The organism is Paenibacillus stellifer, from assembly GCF_000758685.1.
GTDB classification, from domain to species: Bacteria; Bacillota; Bacilli; order Paenibacillales; family Paenibacillaceae; genus Paenibacillus_AQ; species Paenibacillus_AQ stellifer.
The window spans coordinates 5,371,067-5,386,470 of the sequence record NZ_CP009286.1 but is presented as its reverse complement, the minus strand read 5'-3'; the positions used below and the strand labels follow the sequence as shown (position 1 = coordinate 5,386,470).

Sequence of the window (15,404 nt, the reverse complement as noted above, 5' to 3'; positions counted from 1 at the left end):
CCTGTCTATTGTAGTGCGTATGATTGAACAAGGTGCCGAAGGAAAGGTTTCAGGGTCCTGGATCAAGCTACCTTGAATTGTTCCACCAGCCCGTTGAGCTTGTCCGCCAGCGAGGAGAGGAAGGCGGAGGAAGCTTCGATTTCCTGCATGGCCGCGAGCTGCTCCTGAGAAGTAGCGGACATGCTCTCGGCGCCCTGGGCGGTCTGGTTCGATACGCTGACGGTGCTCTGGATAGCCTCGACGAGGCCGTCTGCAATTTCCGTAAGCTGACGGACTGTATCGGAGATCTCCCTGCTCTGGGATGCCATGCCCGTTACGGCGGATTCGAGTTCCGAGAAAGAGCTGCCTGCGGCGGCTACCATCTCCGTTCCGTGCCCCATCTCCACAGTCGAACGGTTCATGGTCTCCTCGGCGAGATCCATCTGGGCGATGATCAGGCCGAGCAGCTCACCGATCTGCCGGGCTGAATCGCCGGAGCGTTCTGCCAGCTTGCGGACCGAGCCCGCCACAACGGCGAAGCCGCGGCCTTCTTCTCCGGCGCGGGCCGCTTCGATAGCGGCGTTGAGGGCGAGCAGATTCGTCTCCGCTGCGATGCTGGCGATAGTGCCGACGATGCTCTCAATTTCCTTGGAGTGGCCGGCCAGCGTGCCGATGATGCCGGACAGTCCGGCCAGCTGTTCGCTCATGATGGTCATCTGGCTGGTGGTAGAGTCCATCGATTGCCGGCCGAGCCGCGCTTTTTCCGCTCCGCTGACGGCGTCGCTCATCGCCTGATCGGCATTCGCGGCAATCTCTGCGATAAATCGGGACATCTCCTGAACCGACTGATAGCTGCTCTCCAGATGGCGAAGCTGAGCCTGAGCGCCTTCGGCGAGCTCAATGGTTATGTTGACGGAATGTTCTCCGGCACGGTTGGTCTCCTGGGCGCTTGCGGACAACTGCTGGGAAGAGGAAGCGACATGAGCGGAAGTATCGCTGACCTCGGTGATGAGCCGGGTGAGATTCTCCTTCATTTCATGAAAATCACGCGACAGCGTGCCGATTTCATCTTTGCTGTTCAGTACAAGCGACTCCTGCATCAGATCGCCGTGAGCCACATGGTTGACGGACCGGGACAGCTTGGACAGCGGGCTGACCATGCGGCGGATCAGAATATAGGCTGTCAGGATGGCGATAATGAGAATAATGGCACCGATAATAAAGGGCTGCACCAAAATTTGAAGCGTTCTGTCCTGAACGAGTGAACCGTCAAAGTTGATGGCCATGAGAGCGATAATCGGTTTGGTGGGATCATGGTCTTGATAAATAGGGCCGTAGCCGGTCTTAAGCGAGACACCTTCATAGGTGTAGACCTTAGAATAAGTGGAATGCTTCATCGAAGTGATCATCTCTTTATCTTTTTCGCTGAAGTAGAAAGAGTCCCCGGCTTTATAGCCGCGTGCCTGCATATTTTTGTCTGCGGCAAGGATTTTACCATCTAGCGAGAGGATAAAAGCTTCCTTGAAGATCGGTTTATGCCCGGTAATCCAGCCAATACGGTCCTGAATAGCGTTAAGATTGCCGGTATCGCCGGAGGCGAGGGCCGTGATCTGCGAAGGATCGACAAGGCCGGTCGTAATGTTGGCACAGCCTACAAGCTCGATTCCCGCCGCTTCATCCAACTGATTGTAGGCGGCCCGATAACCAAAGAACCCGATGGATGAGCCGACAAGAAGAAGGACGAGCAGCATCATCCATGTTAATTTAGTAGCCAATTTCATACATTTCCCCCATTTTAAATACCAGATTATAGGACAAAAGTCTAATCCAGATTATATCTGAAAGAGGTGGCTTTGGCTGTGTCAAATTATGTTGTCCTCTAAGTATACTAACGGTTTCCGTCAGATTGATTTGAATAGGGTACTAAATTTTTCAGAAAACTTTCATCTTTCAAGTACTTAATTTTTTATTTTTTTTCATAAGCACGCATTGAAGGGGGGCGGCCGCTAGTGGTACGCTAGAAGCAGGACAAAGAAACGGGAGCTGAATCGCAAATGCCGGAACAGATCAACCCGCTGGTGGAGCGGATTGGATTATCGATGTGGCGGGTACAGAAGAGAATTGCTTCGGGAATCGCCTTGAATGTGGAGCTTGGCCTTACATTTCCGCAGTTCTCGCTGCTGAACATGATCGCCCGGGAGGGACGGGCCAGAGTGGTCACGCTTGCGGAGCGTATGGAGGTTAAATCGAGCGCCGTGACGGTTATGCTGGACCGGATGGAAGCGGTCGGACTGGTCCGAAGGGAACAGGATGAGAATGACCGGAGAGCTGTGGTGGTGTCGCTGACCGAGAAAGGCGAAAATGTGCGAAGCGAGGGCCATAGACGTTCGCTCGTTCTGCTTGAAGAGCATCTATCCATTCTCACCCCCGAGGAGCTTGCCCAATTTGCGGATTGCTATGACCTGTTGGATAGACAGAAGCGTTGACGGACGTAGAACGGCCGCTTCTGAAGCAATTATGGAAGCGCTTTAAATTGTTGTGAAAAAGACGATGTCCACCGCCGGACGGGATGAAGCAGCGTGTAATTCTGTAGCCTGTAATTCTGTAGCCTGTAATCTGTAACGTGTAATCCTGTAACCTGTAATCCGGGCATCACTTCCGTCAAAAAAGCCTTCAGTTCCACTAGATGTGGTCCTGAAGGCTTGTTGGAGTTCTGTGTTCAGTCTGTGAAGCCGTCGTCTGTCGCGATGGGCGTCTCTTATTCCGATTTCTTCTCCGGCAATTGGGAGACATAGCTGTCGGACAGCTGGAGCAGGCGAAGCGCCCGGTTATATTCGTCCTCCGTAGCCGCAGGCTGCTTGCTGCTGGTCGCAATCGGATACTGTGTGTTGTCCTCGAAGCTGTTGCCCGGAATCAGCAGGCCGGAGCTTGAGATGAACGATCCGGACGGCAGATAGTAGCGTTCAGGAAGCAGATTGTAAGGCTGGTTCAGAATGTCCTGGCCGAAAAGCAGATGGTTGCCTGTGGAGACGCCGAGCAGATTGGCCGCTGTCGGGAAAATGTCTACTTCGCCCCCGACCTGATCCAGCGTCTGCGGCTGGGCGCCCGTTACGCCGTGAATCATCAGCGGAATATTGGTCATATTCGCATATCCGTAATCATGGCCGTAGATTTCGGTCATCAGTTCCTTGTCGTCGTTGTCGAGGGAATAGATAGGCAGCCCCATATGGTCGCCATAGATCATGATGACACTGTTATCCCACAGGCCAGCGTCTTTCAGCTCCTGCACGAATTGGCCGAACGCGTAATCGGCGTAATTCTGGGCCCGGACATAGTCGCCGACAAAGGTTCCTTCATAGCGTTCCGGAAGCTTCATCTTGTAGTACTTATCCGGAATCGTGAACGGATGATGCGCCGACATGGAAATGACCTGCGCATAGAACGGCTTGCCGCTCTCGCTCATTTCCTTCAGCTTGGCGGTTGTCTTCTTGTAGAGCACTTCGTCGGAAGCTCCAAAGAAGAACGCGTCTTCGTCGCCGAAGTATTGGTGATCATAGTACTTCTGCCAGCCCAGTGAGCTGTACAGCTCACCGCGGTTCCAGAACTCCACATCGTTGACGTGGAAGGTGGCGGTCTGGTAGCCGTTCTCTTCCAGCAGCCGCGGCAGACTCGGCAGCACCTTGTCGACATACATCTGCGTAGCTGCTCCGCGCGGCGGAATGTAGAAGGAGGTGTTGACGACGAATTCGGCGTCAGACGTATTGCCCTGGCCGACCATCTGGTAGAAGTTACGGAAATATAAGCTGTCTTTCATGACGGCGTTCAAATTCGGCGTGATTTCCTGGCCGTCGACTTTAAGTCCGATCAGGAAGTTCTGCAGCGACTCCATCTGCAGGATAATCAGGTTCTTGCCCTTGGCCGCTCCCTGGTACTTCGGGCTTGCCGGCTCCGTAATGCCCTTGGCCTTGTCGATTGCTTCCTGCGTTATATCGCTGGCCTTGACGAGGTCGATTTTCTCCGGTGCGAAAATCGTGTAGGCTTCATAATTAAGAATGCCCATCTCTTCCGCCTTCTTGATTTCGTTCATGCTGGCCTTGTTCGGCAGCACATTGAACAGGCAGAGCGCGAGCGAGGCTGCGAACAGAAGCGAGAATGAGCGCTTGTTGCTGCCCCGTCCGGTGTTGATCTGCTCTTTCTTGAAGTTGCGTCCGTTCCGGGTGAGCAGAAAAAAATAGCCCAGCACGACAACGTCCACGAAAATCAGCAGATAATAAGGGTCCATCAGCGAGAACACGCTGTTCCGGACGGCGGTTACCTGGTTCACCTGCTCAGCCGCATGGTACGTCACAATAACGCCATAGTATTTGAAATACATGATAGCTGTGAAGAAGATCGCGGTGACCAGCAGATTGACTGTCATGTAATACCCGAGCTTGCGCTTGGACGCAAAGCGTTCGATAATGCAGAATAGAGCCCAGGCGAACGGAATTTCCGTCAGCAGCGATTTCCAGGGCAGCGCATTGTCGAAAATGACCCACCAGGCGAGGCATCCTTTGAGGATAAGCATAATGGTAAAAAATATAAATGGTTTGGTAAGCCACCGTTTGATGTTGATTGATGTCACGGTTTCGCCCTCTTTCTTGATATCAGACAAATAAAACGCCATCATAACAAAACTCATTATGCCGTTCTGTAAAGGGAATGTCAAAACCAGCGGCATGAAGCCGAAGCAAGCAGGAGTGTCTGCGAAAAGGACGTATTCGCTTTCACGGCTGGAAATGGACCGAAATGCCCCGAAATGGGGGAAAACGAACTCTGGAACAGCTGCCTATATTATACATATAACCCGAGAGGAGGTGGATTTCATGTCTTCCGCCTTATCGATATCCGTCAGAGCGCTGGTGGAACATGTCTATAAGAGCGGCAGTCTGGAGTCGGGCTTCCGCAGCGCAGCCGCTCTTGTCGAAGGCACGCGCATCCACCAGAGCATACAACGGCAGTATGGCGAGAATGACAAGAAGGAAGTCTATCTCAGCACGGAAATTCCGTGCGGCAGGCTCGTGCTCGCCGTGTTCGGGCGATGCGACGGCCTGCTTCTGTCTCAGGACGGCGGGCTTACCGTCGAGGAGATCAAATCGACCGGAGGGCCGGAGCTGCCGGAAGAGGGGAGAGAGGTGCACTGGGCACAGGCGATGATGTATGCCTATATGATTCTCCTGGAGCAGTCGCTACCCGGGATGAGGGTCCGCCTCACCTACGTGCACACCGGAACGGGGGAGCAGCGGAGCCTCGAACGACAGGTGACCTTTGCGGAAGCGGAGGCTTTCGCTCATGGTACAGTCGCCGCCTACGCACCTTATGCAGCGCTGCTGATTTCCCATGCGGAGCAGAGGGATGAGAGCATCCGGAGGCTGGAGTTTCCGTTCCCGTCCTACCGGACGGGTCAACGCCATTTGGCCGGAGCCGTCTACAAATCGGTTGCGGAGGGCGTCAATCTGTTCGCGCAGGCGCCTACAGGGATCGGCAAGACGATCTCCACGCTGTTCCCATCCATCAAAGCTGTCGGAGAAGGCCTGCTGCAGAGCCTGTTCTATTTGACGGCCAAGACGGTCACCCGGATGGCCGCGCAGGACGCCTTTGCTCTGATGAAGGAGCGCGGCCTGCATATGCACACGGTCACTTTGACGGCGAAGGAGAAGGCCTGCTTCCGGGAAGAGGGGCTTTGCGGCCCGGAGCACTGCCCGTTCGCCGACGGTTATTACGACCGGATTAACGGTGCGCTGATGGATATGCTGGAGGCGGAGACTTTGATGGACCGGAGCGTGCTGGAAGCCTACGCCCGCAAGCATATGGTTTGTCCGTTCGAGCTGTCGCTTGACGCCGCTTACGTCAGCGACGCCGTCATCTGCGACTATAATTATGTATTCGATCCCCGGATCTCGCTGAAGCGGCTTGCGGAAGAACGGAAGAAGAACACCGTTCTGCTCGTCGACGAAGCGCATAATCTGGTGGACCGGGGGAGAGAGATGTTCTCTGCGAGCCTTCGCAAAGCGCCCTTTCTGGACCTGAAACGGCGGTTCAAGGGCCGCAACCGCGCATTAAGCGCGGCTGCTGGAGAGGTGAACGCCTGGTTTATCGCGCTGCGCAAGTCCTGCGGCGAGGGAGGCTCCGGCGTATGGGAGCGCTGCCCGGAGGATCTCCCGGAACTGCTGGAGCGGTTCGCGCATGAGGCCGAGCATGAACTGATCCGCCCTTCCCCGGGAGAACCGGAGGAAGACGGCCTGCTGGATGTCTTCTACGAGGTTCAGGGTATGCTGAGGACCTTCAAGCTCTATGACGAGCGGTATGTGACCTACGCCGAGGCAGGGCGAGGCGATGTCTTCCTCAAGCTGTTCAACCTGGACCCCTCCCATCTGCTGACCCAATCTTCCAAGGGGTTCCGCAGCCGCATTCTGTTCTCGGCCACGCTGTCGCCGATGCATTATTACAGGGATATGCTCGGCGCGGGCGAGGACGATTACAGTCTTGCGGTTCCCTCGCCCTTCGACAGAAGCCAATGGGATGTTGCCGTTCTTCCGGTCTCCACGCGGTATCAGGACCGGGAGGCCTCCGTGGCTCCGCTCTGCCGGGCGCTGGAGGATATGACGTCAAGGAAGGGCAACTATCTGGTGTTCTTTCCGTCCTATCTGTATATGCAGACGGTCTTTGACGCCTTCACTCCCCCGGAGGCCGGCGTCCGCACGCTGATTCAGGGAAGCGGAATGACCGAGGAGGAACGGGAAGCGTTCCTCGCCGCTTTTGCACCGGATCAGGAGGAGACGCTGCTCGGCTTCGCTGTGATGGGCGGCATTTTCTCCGAGGGCATCGATCTGCCGGGGGACCGGCTGAATGGAGTCATGGTCGTCGGCGTCGGCCTGCCCCAGCTCGGCCTGGAGCGGAATCTGCTCCGGGATTATTTTACCTCGCGGAGCAACAATGGCTTTGACTACGCTTACGTCTATCCCGGCATGTGCAAGGTGCTACAGGCGGGAGGAAGGCTGATTCGCAGCGAGTCCGATACGGGGACGATCATCCTGGCCGATGACCGATTTTTGCGCCACCCGTATGACTGGCTGCTTCCGGAAGAATGGAGAGACTACCGGGTGCTGGGCTAAGGCGATATAATTTATGCCAAGAATGAACTTCGGAAATGGAGGGTAATGATGATGACACTGAGCATTGGAATGGTAGGGACAGGCTGGTTCGCGAAGGTTCACGCCGATTTGCTTGCCGGTATGGAGGGTGTGAAGCTGGCGGCCATTTGCGGCACGAGCAAGGACAAGGCCGACGCAATGGCGCGCTCCTACGCGGCGCAGGGTTATGGAGAAATAACGGAGATGCTGGACGCCCATAAGCTGGATGCCGTCTATGTCTGCGTGACGCCGGGGGCGCACGGGGCGATTGAGCGGACGCTGATCCGCCGGGGCATTCCCTTCTTCACCGAGAAGCCGCTTGGGGTGACCACCGAAATACCGGCGAGCCTTCTTCAGGACATCCAGGACAGCGGGCTGCTCACTTCCGTGGGCTATCACTTCCGCTACCAGGAAAATGTGCAGCGACTCAAGAAGCTGCTCTCGGGCGACAAGATCGGCATGGTGGTTGGCCAGTGGATGGGCAGCATGCCGGGGGCGCCGTGGTGGCGCGATCAGGAGAGGTCGGGCGGGCAGTTCACCGAGCAGACAACGCATATCGTGGACCTGCTCCGCTATCTGGCCGGGGAGGTCACAGAGGTCTACGGCATGTTCGGCAACCGGGTCATGCACGAGAAGCATAAGGGCGTTAACGTGGCAGATGTCGGAACCGTATCGCTGAAGCTTGAGAACGGCATCGTGGCCAATATCTCCAACACCTGCGTACTGCCGGGCGAAGTCGGCAAAGTCGGGCTCAGCTTCTACAATGACCGCGGCCTGCTGGACTGGAACCCGCAGCGGCTGCTGGAGACCCGGGAGGGCGAGAGTCAGGAGTATGCCAATACCGGGAATCCTTATGTGACGGAGAGCGAGGCGTTCCTGCAAGCCGTCCGCACAGGGGACCGCAGCGGCATACTGAGCGATTATGCAGACGCTTACCGGACGCTGAAGGTCACCTGTGCCGCCTTCGAGTCGGCCAAGAAGGGAGCGGCGGTGAAGCTGTAACCGCGAACGCGCCATCCGTGTCCATGCCCGGGATTCTTTCTCCCGGGCTTTTGCCGCGCCGTCTCAAGCACCGGCGTCACCCGCCAGCTTACCCGCCGTCTCACCCGCAGTCTCATAAGAAAAAAGACACGCCGCTATGTCGGTTGATAACCGATATATCGAGGTGTCTTCGGCCCAAGCCGGGACGGCCTAGTGGAGGAATACCGCGAGAGCGGCCGGCGCCACGCCAAGCGTTAACAACGCCGTCAGAATCATCGCGATACTGGAAATGGTGCCCGTGAGCGAACTCAGCTCAAAGGCTTTGGAAGTGCCCGTACCATGCGCGGCGGTTCCCAGCGATACACCGCGCGCAATTTCATTGTCAATGCGGAAGAGGCGGTGAATGGACGGTCCCATCAGCGTTCCGAGGATGCCGGTCATGATGACGAATACTGCTGTAATGCTCGGAATGCCTCCGATGCTCTGCGAGATGTTCATCGCGATCGGTGTTGTTACCGAGCGCGGCACCAGGCTGCTGGCCAGATCGTTGCTGAGATGCAGCCATCTGGCCAGCAGAACGGAGGACACGACCGCCGTCACCGTGCCTGTCAGCACGCCGATCCCGATTTCGGCAGCATGCTTCTTGAGCACTTTGAAGTTCTTATGAAGAGGGATTGCAAAGGCGACGGTTGCCGGCTGAAGCAGATCGGTAAGCCATTTGCCTCCCGCATTGTAGGATGTATAGGAGGTCCCTGTCACCAGCAGAAAAGCGATGATTACCAGGGGAGTCACGATCAGCGGAGACAGCAGCATGCTCTTGCGGGCGAAATAGATCTTTTTAGACGCGAGATACACCCCGAGAGTCAGAGCTAGGAACAGCGTTCCGGTCAGCATGATGTCTTCCCTCCTTGGTTTTGTGGATATAGGATGTCAATAATCCTGAGCTTGCGATAACGAGAAAGCTTCCTGCGATAACTACGGACAGCACCCGCAGACCGTCGGTCTCAAGCAGGGAACCGTATTTCATGATGCCGATCGCGGAAGGAATAAAGAACAGCAGCAGCTCGGCCAGCAGCCAGGAAGCTCCGACCTCGATCCAGTTCAGCTTCACGACGCCGGTCTCCAGAAGAATGAACAGTACGGCCATGCCGATAATGCTTCCGGGAATCGGAAGATGCAGCCAAGAGGAAAGGTGACTCATGATCATTGAGAATATAGTCAGCGCACCTACCTGCAGCACTCCAAATAAATATTTTTTCATTAAGGTCCGCCTCCTTTCAAGCTATATTGAAATTTTACATCAATTGTTTTCATAGGTAAAATGAATATATCGAATATTAATCATTCCGTTTATCTATATAGGAGGCGACTGTACATGGATATTCGGCAACTGCAGTATTTCGTGGAGGCGGCCCGGCTTGGCAGCTTCTCCAAAGCGGCCAAAGCGCTGTATATCACTCAGCCTACCGTCAGCAAAATGATCCGGCAGATCGAAGAGGAACTCGGGGCCGATCTGTTCTACCGGGAAGGAAAAAGCGTCAAGCTGACTGATGCCGGCGAGATTTTGCTGGCCAAGGCCCAGAATATCGTCGAGTCCTTTCACAGTCTGTCCTCCGAGCTGGACAGCCTGCGTAAGCTGAAGAAGGGGCATGTCCGGATCGGCCTGCCGCCTATGGTGGGCGCGAACTTCTTCCCTGCGGTCATCGGCCAGTTCCACAGGAAGTACCCGAAGGTGACGATCCGTCTGTATGAGGATGGCGCGAAGAAGGTGGAGAACGACGTGGAGAACGGGATTCTGGACATCGGCATGGCCGTGCTTCCCGTGGATGAGACGAAGTTCCATGTCTTCACATTCGCCGAGGAGCGGCTGGAGCTGCTGGTCCCGGCCGGCCACCGGCTGGAGGGGAGAAAGTCGGTGAGCCTGGCGGAGCTGAAGGAGGAGGAGTTCGTCCTGTTCCAGGAGGATTTCGCACTTCATGACCGGGTGATCGATGCATGCGTGAAGGCAGGCTTTCAGCCGCGGGTTGTATATGAAAGCTCGCAGTGGGATTTGATCGCCCAGATGGTAGCGGCGGGACTCGGTATCGGCCTGCTGCCGCAGACGATCTGCCGGGATATGGACCGTTCCCGCATCTCGATCCTGGCCATGACTGACCCGGTCATTCCCTGGCAGCTCGGCATGATTTGGCGGAAGGACCGGTATTTATCGTTCGCCGCCCGTGAGTGGATCGGCTTCGCCCAGGGTCTTCTCAAGGACAAAGGAGATCCGGGGAAGAAAAAAGTTGATTCATCGACATAATTTTCTTTTTCTGCAAATTATCTTTTTGTGTTCTATGCGTTATAATAGGGGAAGCAGGAATAGAGAGAAGGTGACTAAGGTGCTTCAGAATTCTATTTATCGTAATGAATATATCCATGAATCCCGGGATGAGGAATTGCTGGTGACCATTGAGAGTCTTCGCGGAGAGCTGCTTGAGATTGCTCGCGAACGGAGTCTCAGCGACCGTGCAGTTGTAGAATTAAGTGAGCGCCTGGACCGCTATATTCTGCTTGCCCAACACAAAATGATGGAGAATTTGCGCAGCCGCCAGGGCGGCGGGATTTATGATGGCGAGGCCCCTCCTTCCCGAAGAAGAATGAACTAATCGAATAATCCCCACATATAATCCCTGACCCTTCTGCCGTTACCGGCTGCGGGGTCTTTTTGTGCGCGGACACCTCGAAGTCATCTTAAAAAGATTGTAACAATGAGAGCGGTTTCGAAAATTGACAGAAGTATTTTGCAGAAATATAATTAGGTAGCCTAAATAATACATTGTTTAATTATTTGTGTTGCAAAATAATAGGCATGCTAATGAAATGGAAGGGATGAACAAAGGAATGGAGGGAGTACCATTGGGGTAAAGGACGAGAATAACCGGGTGACGGGGCATAAGCTTTTTGCCGCTCTGCATCAGTTTCATAAAGCGGATTGGAAGCAGAGGTTGGATGGCAACAAGCCAAGCGAAATGACGCTGATGATTTCCCTGGCTCATCATGTCGATCACAGCGAGAATGTACAGGGACTCAAGGTATCCGAGCTCAGCCGTTTTCTGGGTCTCACGCCTCCTACGGTAACTCAATTGATTAACAGTCTTGAAGCCAAAGGAATGGTGCGGCGCGAACCGGATCCTTCGGACCGGCGGGTCGTACGCGTAGCTCTGACCGAACGGGGCATAAGGGTTACGGACAAAGCCAGAAAGCACAGAGATTATGTGCTGGGCAAGCTGGTCGAATTCCTGGGAGAGGAAGACAGCGACCGGCTGGCCGATCTGCTGATAAAGGTTAAGGAATTTATCAGTCAGAATCCGCCGCCCCGGCTTGAAGACTTACCGATGAACGGAGATGACGAAGATGATTAAACTATTCAGACAGTTAAAGCCATACTGGCTGCCGATTACCGCGATTCTTCTGCTGGTGTTCCTCCAGTCGATGGGCGATTTGTACCTGCCTACACTGATGTCGGACATCGTGGATAAGGGCATTGTTCAGGGAGACCGGTCATACATTTGGCAGATCGGCGGATTCATGCTGCTTGTTGCGGGCGGCGGCGCGATCTGCTCGATCGTTGCGAGCTTCCTGTCAGCGCGGGTATCCGTAGGTTTCGGACAGCGGATCCGGTCCCGTGTGTTCAACCATGTAGAGAATTTTACGCTGACCGAGTTCGACAAGCTCGGAACGGCCTCCCTGATTACCCGGACGACGAATGATATCACGCAGGTTCAGACCGTCCTCACGATGATGCTGCGGATGATGGTCGGCGCTCCGATGATGATGATCGGCGGTCTGATTATGGCGGTGTCCGAGGATGCGAAGCTGTCCCTTATTTTCGTAGTGGTGGTCCCGGTGCTCGTGCTGGCCATCGCTTCTGTAGGCATGAGAGGGCTGCCGCTGTTCAAGGCTATTCAGGTCAAGCTGGATAAACTCAACCTTGTGCTCCGCGAGCATCTGGTCGGCATCCGCGTCATTCGCTCCTTCAACCGCACGGAGCATGAGAACAGACGCTTTACCGCGGCCAACCGCGATTTGACGGATACCGCAATCAAGGTTAACAAGATCATGGCGCTGCTGATGCCGATGATGATGTTCGTGATGAACTTTTCCATGATCGCTATCCTGTATTTCGGCGGCATACGCATTGGCAATGGGAACCTGCAGGTCGGCTCGCTGATGGCGTTCATTCAATACGCGATGCAGATCATGTTCTCGCTCGTTATGGTCTCCATGATGTTCGTATTGATTCCGCGGGCATCCGCATCTGCGATCCGGATCAATGAAGTGCTTGATATGGTTCCGGAAATTACCGATCCCGAGGTTAAAGTGTCGGGGCTGAACGAATCGGAGACAGACCTCACCGAGGCAGTGGAATCCGATCAGCCGCTTCGGGGCTATGTGGAATTCAAGGAAGTCTCCTTCTCCTATCCGGGAGCGGAGCAGCCGGCGATTTCGGACATCACGTTCAGCGCGCGCCCCGGCGAAGTCACGGCCATTATCGGCGGTACGGGCTCCGGCAAATCGACGATGCTCAGCCTGATTCCCCGGTTCTACGATGTCGTAGGGGGCCAGGTGCTGGTGGACGGCGTGGATGTCCGTGAAATGACGCAGGAAGAGCTTCGGGCGAAAATCGGCTATGTGCCGCAGAAGGCCGTCCTGTTCACGGGTACTGTCACTGAAAATATCAAGTACGGCAAGGAAGACGCAACCGACGAGGAAGTCCGTCATGCAGCCGAGGTAGCGCAGGCGCTCGATTTCGTCTCCAAGATGAAGGACGGCTTCGATTCGGAGATTGCCCAGGGCGGAGGCAATGTGTCCGGCGGGCAGAAGCAGCGCCTGTCGATTGCGCGGGCTCTTGTGCGGAAACCGGAAATCTATCTGTTCGACGACAGCTTCTCGGCGCTTGACTTCAAGACCGACGCGAAGCTGCGCGCCGCTCTGAAGGGAGAGACAACCGAGTCGACAGTTCTGATTGTCGCCCAGCGGGTCAGCACCGTCATGGACGCCGACCGGATCATCGTGCTGGATGAAGGCCGGATCGCCGGAATCGGCAATCACCGCGAATTGCTTGCAAATAGCGAGGTATACCGCGAGATCGTATCCTCGCAGCTGTCAGAGGAGGAGATCGCATGAGCGAGAACAATCAGGAATTCAAACGCCCCCAGCAGCCGCCGCGCAGAGGTTTCGGACCTGGAGGAGGAGGCCCTCCCGGCATGAGCATGCCGGCTGAGAAGGCCAAGGATTTCAAAGGAACGCTGCGCCGGCTGATCCGCTACCTGCGTCCGAAGCAGATCCAGCTTCTGATCGTGCTGGCTACCGCCATTCTCAGTACGGTGTTCAGCATTTTCAGCCCGAAGGTCATGGGCAAGGCGACAACGAAGCTGTTCGAAGGCGCCGTCGCCATGATGAAGGGTGTCCCGGGAGCTTCCATCGATTGGGGTTATATCAACGAGATTCTGCTGATTCTGGGAGGACTGTATCTGTTCAGCGCCCTGTTCAGCTATATTCAGCAATATGTGATGGCCAGTGTGGCCCAGAGCGTCGTATACACGATGCGCGAGGAGATCAACAGCAAGCTGGAACGGCTGCCGCTCAAATATTTTGACTCCCGGACCCACGGGGAAATTCTCAGCCGGGCCACCAACGACGTGGACAATATCAGCACCACGCTGCAGCAGAGCTTGACCCAGCTGATTACCTCTATCGTCACGATCATCGGCGTGGTCATCATGATGCTGACGATCAGCCCATGGCTTACACTGATTACCATCATTACGCTGCCGCTCAGCTTTGTGGTTATTATGGCCATTACGAAGCGGTCGCAATCGTATTTCGTCGGCCAGCAGAAATCGCTGGGCCAGCTTAACGGCCATGTCGAGGAAATGTATACGGGCCACCGGATCGTCAAGGCGTTCGGTCAGGAGCGCAAATCGCTTCAAGAGTTCGACCGGATTAACGCCGAACTGTATAATTCCGGCTGGCGCGCGCAGTTCATGTCCGGCATTATCATGCCGCTCATGATGTTCATCGGCAACCTGGGCTATGTATTGGTCTGTGTGGTCGGCGGCATATTCGTCACCAAGAAAATGATCGATGTGGGCGATATTCAAGCCTTCATTCAGTATTCCCGCCAGTTCACGATGCCGATCACCCAAACGGCCAACATCGCCAACATCATTCAATCGACAATCGCTTCCGCGGAGCGGGTGTTCGAACTGCTCGACGAGGAAGAGGAAGTGCCGGAAACGGCAGTTTCGTTGCCAGCCTCCGAGGATAAGGGCGCCGTGGAATTCCGCCACGTGAAGTTCGGATACAAGGAGAATGCGCCTCTGATCGAGGATATGAACATTCAAGTCAGCCCCGGACAGACGATCGCGATTGTCGGACCGACCGGCGCAGGCAAAACGACGCTGATCAACCTTCTGATGCGCTTCTACGAGCTGAACGGTGGACAGATTCTGATCGACGGCGTCGATATCACCGACATGAAGCGGAGCGACCTTCGCCGCCGCTTCGGCATGGTGCTTCAGGATACATGGCTCTTTAACGGCACGATTCGCGACAACATCGCCTACGGGCGCGAGGGTGCTTCGGAAGCCGATGTCGTCCGGGCTGCCAAGGCCGCGTATGCGGATCATTTTATCCGCACGCTGCCGCAAGGGTACGATACGATTTTGAATGAAGAAGCCTCCAATATTTCGCAGGGCCAGAAGCAGCTGCTGACGATCGCCCGGGCAATCCTGGCGGACCCGTCGATCCTGATTCTGGACGAAGCGACTAGCAGCGTCGATACGCGGACAGAGGTTCAGATCCAGAAGGCGATGAACACCCTGATGCAGGGACGGACCAGCTTCGTCATCGCCCACCGTCTGTCCACAATCCGCGACGCCGATCTGATTCTGGTGATGAACCACGGAACGGTGATCGAGCAGGGTACGCATGAGGAGCTTCTGGGACAAGGGGGCTTCTACGCCGACCTGTACAACAGCCAGTTCTCCGAGGGCGATCTGCCCGATGTCAGTTAAGCGGCGCTGATAACATAAGCCTGGACGCGCGCAAGCTCGTTCTGGCTTCATACGCAGCATTATGAAGTGAACGCCTCTTCTGCGGCGGCCCTGAAGGGCTGCCCGGGAGAGGCGTTGTTGATTCGGACGGAGCACCTTATTCTGAAGTAATGATTTGCTCTTTAACGGCAGAGCGGGTATGATTAGTTGGAGAAAATGACCCGACGTTCATTTT

12 protein-coding genes are annotated in these 15,404 nt (G+C 55.4%); 8 read left to right on the top strand and 4 right to left on the bottom strand.

Annotation, left to right across the window (positions count from 1 at the left end):
• Nucleotides 1–62 precede the first annotated feature (62 nt).
• A complete protein-coding gene (locus tag PSTEL_RS24645; RefSeq protein WP_038699472.1) occupies nucleotides 63–1,760 on the bottom strand; it encodes a methyl-accepting chemotaxis protein in 1,698 nt (565 codons plus the stop codon).
• Nucleotides 1,761–2,033: 273 nt separating this feature from the next.
• Between PSTEL_RS24645 and PSTEL_RS24640 the strand changes: the two genes are divergently transcribed.
• A complete protein-coding gene (locus PSTEL_RS24640; protein WP_052098959.1) occupies nucleotides 2,034–2,465 on the top strand; it encodes a MarR family winged helix-turn-helix transcriptional regulator in 432 nt (143 codons plus the stop codon).
• Between the two features lie 272 nt (nucleotides 2,466–2,737).
• On the opposite strand, the gene PSTEL_RS24635 is transcribed toward PSTEL_RS24640, so the two are convergent.
• Nucleotides 2,738–4,546, bottom strand: a complete 1,809-nt coding sequence (locus PSTEL_RS24635; protein WP_052099364.1) for an LTA synthase family protein — start codon at nucleotides 4,544–4,546, stop codon at nucleotides 2,738–2,740.
• Between the two features lie 298 nt (nucleotides 4,547–4,844).
• On the opposite strand from PSTEL_RS24635, the gene PSTEL_RS24630 reads away from it, so the two are divergent.
• Nucleotides 4,845–7,133: an ATP-dependent DNA helicase gene (locus PSTEL_RS24630; protein WP_038699470.1), complete on the top strand. Its 2,289-nt coding sequence runs from the start codon at nucleotides 4,845–4,847 to the stop codon at nucleotides 7,131–7,133.
• Nucleotides 7,134–7,184: 51 nt separating this feature from the next.
• Nucleotides 7,185–8,153 (top strand): Gfo/Idh/MocA family protein, encoded by a 969-nt coding sequence (locus tag PSTEL_RS24625; RefSeq protein ID WP_038701628.1) that lies wholly within the window; start codon nucleotides 7,185–7,187, stop codon nucleotides 8,151–8,153.
• A 189-nt stretch (nucleotides 8,154–8,342) separates the two neighbouring features.
• On the opposite strand, the gene PSTEL_RS24620 is transcribed toward PSTEL_RS24625, so the two are convergent.
• Together PSTEL_RS24620 and PSTEL_RS24615 are read right to left on the bottom strand one after the other, a co-directional pair.
• Nucleotides 8,343–9,026: a CidB/LrgB family autolysis modulator gene (locus PSTEL_RS24620; RefSeq protein WP_038699468.1), complete on the bottom strand. Its 684-nt coding sequence runs from the start codon at nucleotides 9,024–9,026 to the stop codon at nucleotides 8,343–8,345.
• Nucleotides 8,971–9,393: a CidA/LrgA family holin-like protein gene (locus tag PSTEL_RS24615; protein WP_052098956.1), complete on the bottom strand. Its 423-nt coding sequence runs from the start codon at nucleotides 9,391–9,393 to the stop codon at nucleotides 8,971–8,973. The genes PSTEL_RS24620 and PSTEL_RS24615 overlap by 56 nt, the downstream gene beginning before the upstream one ends.
• A gap of 114 nt (nucleotides 9,394–9,507) precedes the next feature.
• On the opposite strand from PSTEL_RS24615, the gene cidR reads away from it, so the two are divergent.
• The 5 genes from cidR to PSTEL_RS24590 all read left to right on the top strand — a co-directional run bounded on the left by cidR (nucleotide 9,508) and on the right by PSTEL_RS24590 (nucleotide 15,190).
• Nucleotides 9,508–10,431, top strand: coding sequence for a cidABC operon transcriptional activator CidR (gene cidR, locus PSTEL_RS24610; RefSeq protein WP_038699467.1), 924 nt, complete (start codon nucleotides 9,508–9,510; stop codon nucleotides 10,429–10,431).
• Between the two features lie 79 nt (nucleotides 10,432–10,510).
• Nucleotides 10,511–10,777 carry an aspartyl-phosphate phosphatase Spo0E family protein gene (locus PSTEL_RS24605; protein ID WP_038699466.1) on the top strand — a complete coding sequence of 89 codons (267 nt, stop codon included), beginning with the start codon at nucleotides 10,511–10,513 and terminating at the stop codon, nucleotides 10,775–10,777.
• Nucleotides 10,778–11,053: 276 nt separating this feature from the next.
• Nucleotides 11,054–11,533, top strand: a complete 480-nt coding sequence (locus tag PSTEL_RS24600) for a MarR family winged helix-turn-helix transcriptional regulator (RefSeq protein ID WP_038699464.1) — start codon at nucleotides 11,054–11,056, stop codon at nucleotides 11,531–11,533.
• Nucleotides 11,526–13,298 carry an ABC transporter ATP-binding protein gene (locus PSTEL_RS24595; protein WP_038699462.1) on the top strand — a complete coding sequence of 591 codons (1,773 nt, stop codon included), beginning with the start codon at nucleotides 11,526–11,528 and terminating at the stop codon, nucleotides 13,296–13,298. Before PSTEL_RS24600 ends, PSTEL_RS24595 begins: the two co-directional genes overlap by 8 nt.
• On the top strand, nucleotides 13,295–15,190 hold the full coding sequence (locus PSTEL_RS24590; RefSeq protein ID WP_038699460.1) for an ABC transporter ATP-binding protein: 1,896 nt from the start codon (nucleotides 13,295–13,297) through the stop codon (nucleotides 15,188–15,190). The genes PSTEL_RS24595 and PSTEL_RS24590 overlap by 4 nt, the downstream gene beginning before the upstream one ends.
• Nucleotides 15,191–15,404 lie beyond the last annotated feature (214 nt).